5 protein-coding genes are annotated in these 5,093 nt (G+C 59.7%); 3 read left to right on the forward strand and 2 right to left on the reverse strand.

The window, feature by feature from the left end:
* The first annotated feature begins 227 nt into the window (after positions 1–227).
* Positions 228–611 carry a hypothetical protein gene (locus ACILRA_RS19575; protein ID WP_395663734.1) on the forward strand — a complete coding sequence of 128 codons (384 nt, stop codon included), beginning with the start codon at positions 228–230 and terminating at the stop codon, positions 609–611.
* Positions 612–903: 292 nt separating this feature from the next.
* Here ACILRA_RS19575 and ACILRA_RS19580 read toward each other — a convergent pair whose 3' ends face one another.
* Positions 904–1,986 carry a patatin-like phospholipase family protein gene (locus ACILRA_RS19580; RefSeq protein ID WP_395663735.1) on the reverse strand — a complete coding sequence of 361 codons (1,083 nt, stop codon included), beginning with the start codon at positions 1,984–1,986 and terminating at the stop codon, positions 904–906.
* Positions 1,987–2,121: 135 nt separating this feature from the next.
* Positions 2,122–2,928 (reverse strand): transporter, encoded by an 807-nt coding sequence (locus ACILRA_RS19585; RefSeq protein WP_395663738.1) that lies wholly within the window; start codon positions 2,926–2,928, stop codon positions 2,122–2,124.
* A gap of 221 nt (positions 2,929–3,149) precedes the next feature.
* Between ACILRA_RS19585 and ACILRA_RS19590 the strand changes: the two genes are divergently transcribed.
* Both ACILRA_RS19590 and ACILRA_RS19595 read left to right on the forward strand, forming a co-directional pair.
* Positions 3,150–4,037, forward strand: coding sequence for an NAD-dependent epimerase/dehydratase family protein (locus ACILRA_RS19590; protein ID WP_395663736.1), 888 nt, complete (start codon positions 3,150–3,152; stop codon positions 4,035–4,037).
* Positions 4,037–5,093 (forward strand): pyridoxal phosphate-dependent aminotransferase (locus tag ACILRA_RS19595; RefSeq protein ID WP_395663737.1); only part of this gene is annotated, 1,057 nt, incomplete at its 3' end. The genes ACILRA_RS19590 and ACILRA_RS19595, both read left to right, overlap by 1 nt.

Genomic DNA, 5,093 nt, shown 5'->3' on the forward strand with positions numbered 1-5,093 from the left:
CATAAACAGCGGTAATTTCAATTTTTGATTGATGTTGGCCGCTGAAGAATGTGCAAACCAAGCACGCAATCCCTTTTGTGAATACGAATCACCTTTATAAAGGGTTATCAACTTAGGGAAGATGACCAGCAAGGCTTTGACTCGATCATGGTCATGGGACAGATAGACATGCATGAGATGGCATCAGTCCGATTAACGGCCTTTCTATCTTTCTGGGAGCACGCAACGTGAAGAGTCGGCCATACTGGGTTCTGTTCTGGATCGCCATGGCGCTGGCCGCGCATTCTGCTATTGTTGGAAGGCTGCTTGGAAGCAGCTTCTTCATGCTGCTGTTCTTTTGGGGCTGGGTCGCCGCCGCCGCATACCGGGGACACCTCGAATCGGCGCGGGCCATGTCCATCACGATGATCGTTCTGCTCGCCGGCGTGGCAGTGGCGCTGGCGCTCCGGCCATCGGAGTTCCAGAACGATCTTGCCTACTACACATTCGCTCTCTACCCGGCACTCGTGAGTTGGATCTGTGTTTTCATCTACGTGCGCCACTTGATGCAGAGAGATGACCGTTCCATCTCCATGCTCGATCACGCTTCACGGCAACGGCGCACCGCATAGGAAGCGCGCCGCCGGGCACGTGGCCGAAATCACGCTCTCAGGACATCCACAAAGAGCCGCAGTGATTGCCGGAACCAATCCCCAAGCCAGCAGCAATCATGGTGCCGGGAAGGATCTTGTCCAAAGTCAGATGAACAATCCGATCGCCGGCAGCAAGCTGCGGCCAAGTGGATCACCTGGTCGGAACGCGCGCTCAATGCTTGCACTTTGGCACCGCATACCGAATCGCGAGCAGTGGCGGGTGACTGGACAGAGAGACAGTTGCTTCTTGTACAGGGATCAGTGACCCCACTCAGGGCGGTTGCTCTGCCCATGGAATGCCCTTGCGGCCCATCTCATATCCGAGCTCGAACAGAGCCTTCATGAAGGCGGGATCGAAAGGTTGAGGCTCCCGCATGGTGAAGCTATCCGGAATCCAGATGGCGCGAAAGGCAATTCCATCGCGCTGGGCGTTGGCGTACATCCGGTAGAGATCACCGATACCCTGCGTCTTGATCAGCGAACTGATGGACTTGCTGACAATCGAGGCCAGGCGGGGCTTGACCTTGCTGAATTCAGGCGTGACCTTGCCATTCCGCAACACATAGAGTGTCCGGACGATGCCTTTCTGGTTCAGCTTTTTGTCATTCTCGCGCACCGAGAAGTTCGACGGGAACATGAAGGCCTGATTGCTCGTGCCGCCGTCGACATGCATCTCGTCGAAGGTCATTCCATCCGCCACGACCTGGATCTTCACTGGCGGGAATACGCCCGGAATGGAGGCCGATGCGACCAGGATATCCTGTATGAGCTGCTGGCGCCCGGGAACACCACTCGACGCAATGGCCCCGATGTCCCAGACGACGGGCCGTTCCGCATCAAGGTTGGTGGTGCCGACCAAGAGGCGCCGCCCCCGCTTGTGCTCACGCTCGATGTCGGCGAGCATCTGCCCGGTCACGTAGCGCGACACAAGCCGGCGCAGTGGCGAATTGTCGGCCACTGATGCAGATCCCAGAATACGGAAGACGCCCTTCCTTTCGAAGATGTCATCTCCGGAAACCTCGGTGTAGGCCTCCTTCAGATAACCATCGTAAGGAGGCCCCAGAAAAGCAAAAGGTGCGATCAGGGAGCCGGTGCTGACGCCTGTGACGACGGTGAATTCCGGGCGCTTGCCGGAGGCCGTCCAGCCAAACAGCACGCCGGCGCCAAATGCTCCGTTGCTGCCACCACCAGACACCGCCAGGAAGTTGCGCTCTTTGGAGGTGTTGCCGGACGCCTTCTGCTGGGCTGAAATCTCCGCGGCGATGTCAGGCGAAAGACCGTCGCCATCGTCACCCCAGTAGCGGATGTTCTTGTAACCCGGAACCGCGGACTGCGTGACGAGCGGCTCCGGCACTGGATCACGCAGTGACTCCACAGTCGGCCCCGCACATGCGGCAAGAGCCACTCCCAGAACAACAAGGCACAGGTATCGGGCAGGGTTCAAGACAGCAGGCATCCGTATTGACGGGTTCGCATGCTTTGCCACCATTCATTTTGGAAACAGGAACGTGACCCCAAACCGTGCGCCCCAGCCTTCGGGACCGGCATCTTCCGGTGAAACAGCCCAGTAACGAACGCCGCCAAACAGGCTCACGGGCTGCCCTCCGAGTTTCACCAACTTCGAGACGGTTCCGTTCACCGGAACGGACCAGTCCTCATTCTCCCAGTTGTAGGTGGATTCGGTGTTGAGAGAGAAGGTCCAGGAGTCCTTGGTGGTGTAGGATACGAATGGCTGGAGGTAGGTCGCATTGATATCCGGATCATCCTCTGCACCCGCAACGGACCAGATGTGGTTGGCCAGCATCCCGATGGACCAGCCGCTGCCCTGCCAGAGCGCGACCGCAGTTGGCCCCGCACCCCACTTCTCCGGGCCTAAGAGCTCATCGGTTCTGGTTGGCAGGTAGAAGACCGGGCCTGCGCCAAGGGTCCAGCCATCAATCGTCTGGCTGGGCGAGAAGAACAGGCTCTGTACCGTGTTGCCCAGTCCGAACTGCTGGCCGGCACCGGGGAAAATGTCCTGCTGGCTCACAACCGGCAGGATGGTCCGCGAGATCAGGTTCCAGTCTTCATTGAGCGTGATGGGGATGACGGGCTGCACATTGACAACGACTTGCTCGCCATCCTCGAGAGGCCCTATGCCGCTGTTGTAATTGCCCTGGAAAGGAACGCTGATGAGGGCGGCGAGTGGATTGGCGAGCTGCTTTGCAAGATTCTGCGAGTCATCCGCCCGTGCAACGCCGGAGATGGCGGAAACAAGACCCATGGCGATCAAGGTGTTCTTTGCTAAATGTCGCATCATGTTGGACCTCCCCGCTCGAAAATATAGCCATCCGTTCCAACTGAAATGTTCATGACTATACAATTCTCTTCAAATCAGGAATTCGGCCGCCTGTACTGAAGACTCCCGATCGCTGGCGTTTCACGATGGCCGGCACAGGCGATCTGATCGAGACCGCCACTTGCCAGCCTGGCGTCCGCCTCCTACAGAACCCCCATCGCAGAGAAATGGAGGGTTCAATGGCACCGCGCATCGTTTTCACGGGTGGGTCCGGAAAGGCCGGCAAGCACGTCGTTCCATGGCTCAAGGCCAAGGGCTACGACATCCTGAATGTTGACCTGAAGCCCCTCGACTGCCCGGGGGTGAATACCCTCCTCGCAGACATCACGGACTCAGGACAGGTCTTCAACGCACTGACCACGCATTTCGGGTTCGAAGGTTATGACCAGGGCCAGGCGCCCGGAAGACCCGATGCCGTTGTGCATTTCGCCGCCGTTCCCCGGGTTCTGATCAACCCGGACAACACCACCTTCGCGGTGAACACGGTGTCAACCTACAATGTCATCGAGGCGGCGATGAAGCTCGGTGTCCGCAAAGTCATCATCGCCTCCAGCGAAACGACCTATGGGGTCTGCTTCGCCGAGGGCGACAAGGACTACCACCATTTCCCTCTCGAGGAAGATTATGACATAGACCCGATGGACTCCTACGGGCTCTCGAAGCTGGTGAACGAGAAGACAGCGAAGGCCTTCGCCATGCGCTATGGCGCGGATATCTATGCACTGCGGATCGGCAACGTCATCGAGCCACATGAGTATCCGGCGTTCAGGAGTTTCCTGGAACGGCCCATGAGCCGCAAGCGCAACGCCTGGAGCTACATCGATGCCCGGGACCTGGGGCAGATCGTGCATCTCTGTATCGAGAAGGACGGACTTGGCTTCCAGGTGTTCAACGCAGTGAACGACAGCATCACGGCCATGGAGCCAACCGCTGCCTTCCTCAAGAAGCACTGCCCGCAGATCCCGCTGACGCGCGAGATGGTGGGGAACGAGGCTCCGCTCTCCAACGCCAAGATCCGTGAGGTGCTTGGCTTTCGCGAAGAGCACGACTGGCGGAAATACATCTGATGTCCCTGCCCTTCACGCCACTGGTCGAAAAACTCCCCTCCTCCGTGCCCTTCGTTGGTCCGGAGGCGCTGGAGCGCCGCACCGGCACGCTGTTCCGCGCCCGCATCGGGGCGAACGAAAGCGTGTTCGGCCCGTCGCCGAAGGTCATCGCCGCCATGGCGCAGGCAGCGCCCGAGGTTTGGAAATACTGCGATCCCGAAAATCACGAGATCAGGTCAGCGCTGGCGCGGCACCTGGGCGTTGCGCCCGCAAACGTGATGGTGGGCGAGGGCATCGACGGGCTGTTCGGCCTTGCCGTGCGGCTCTTTGTCGAGCCGGGGGTGACGGTCGCCAACTCGCTTGGCGCCTATCCCACCTTCAACTTTCACGTCCATGGCTTCGGCGGCCGCCTCGTCACCACAGCTTATGTGAATGACCGGGAAGACCCTGCATCGCTTCTCGAGCTTGCCAAGCGCGAGGGCGCGCGACTCCTGTACTTTGCCAATCCCGACAACCCTATGGGCAGCTGGTGGGATGAGAAGACGGTGCAGGACCTCATCGCCGGACTTCCGCAGGGCGCGCTGCTGATGCTGGACGAAGCCTATGGCGAATTCGCGCCCGACGGCACGCTGCCCCCGCTCGATGTGTCACAGCAGAACGTCCTGCGCTTCCGCACATTCTCAAAGGCCTATGGCATGGCGGGCATGCGGCTCGGCTACTGCATCGGCCATGCCGATCTCATCTCCGCCTTCGACAAGGTGCGCAATCACTTCGGCATCACCCGCATGGGCCAGGCAGCCGGTGTTGCCGCACTGGCCGATCAGGACCACCTGAGGAGTGTCGTGGCAAAGGTGAAGGCGGCGCGGGAAGAGATCAGCGGATTGGCGCGCGCCAATGGCTTGACGCCGCTCCCCTCCGCCACAAATTTCGTCACCATTGATTGCGGCCGCGATGGAGGCTTTGCAAAGCGCGTTCTCGACAATCTGGTGGCGGCAGGCGTCTTCGTCCGCATGCCGGGTGTAGCACCCCTGAACCGCTGTATACGCATCACGGCGGGAACCCCGGAGGATGTTGCGG

This window comes from Aestuariivirga sp., from assembly GCF_044239095.1.
GTDB lineage: Bacteria > Pseudomonadota > Alphaproteobacteria > Rhizobiales > Aestuariivirgaceae > Aestuariivirga.

Bases quoted from the DNA above. Each gene is read 5' to 3' on its own strand.
- ACILRA_RS19590 (WP_395663736.1), top strand. From the start codon at position 3,150: ATGGCACCGCGCATCGTTTTCACGGGTGGGTCCGGAAAGGCCGGCAAG.
- ACILRA_RS19585 (WP_395663738.1), bottom strand. From the start codon at position 2,928: ATGCGACATTTAGCAAAGAACACCTTGATCGCCATGGGTCTTGTTTCC.